This is a genomic window from Clostridium sp. FS41 (assembly GCF_000954015.1).
GTDB classification, from domain to species: Bacteria; Bacillota; Clostridia; order Lachnospirales; family Lachnospiraceae; genus Enterocloster; species Enterocloster citroniae.
Window position 1 is genome coordinate 1 of sequence record NZ_JYHN01000082.1, and the last position, 567, is coordinate 567.

1 protein-coding gene is annotated in these 567 nt (G+C 47.6%); it reads left to right on the plus strand.

Features of this window, described 5'->3' with window-relative positions; translation table 11 throughout:
* A partial coding sequence (locus CLFS41_RS30200; RefSeq protein WP_045094042.1) for a hypothetical protein occupies positions 1–567 on the plus strand: 567 nt, incomplete at both ends.

The window sequence follows — 567 nt, forward strand, 5'->3', positions numbered from 1 at the left end:
TTACAGCAGCAAGCGAAAGCTTCAGCTATGATGGAAAGCCACACAGCAACAATGGGTATGAAGTGACCGGAACCGTAGGAATGGATGCGATAAGCGCAGTGGTAGAGGGAAGCATCACCTACCCGAGCCAGAGTCCAGTGAAAAACAAGGTAGTAAGCCATGTATTCACCAGCGGTGAGTATAGTAACTACAAAGTGGAGTACGTAGACGGAAGCCTGACAATGGAATATGGCGATCAGGTTGAGATTACCATTACAGCAGCAAGCGAAAGCTTCCTGTATGACGGAACCGAGCACAGCAATGCAGAAGTGAGGGTGACAGACGGAGTCCTGGCAGAAGGAGATTACCTGATAGCAGAAGCGACCGGAACTGTGGTCAATGTAGCAGATACATCTACAGGGAACAATTCAGTAAAGGACGGTTACAAGGTAATGAACGGAGATGAGGATGTGACGGCTAAGTATAAGATCACACCTCAGAACGGAACCTTAACTGTAACACCAAAAGATGTGACCATTACAGCAGCAAGCGAAAGCTTCAGCTATGATGGAAAGCCACACAGCAACA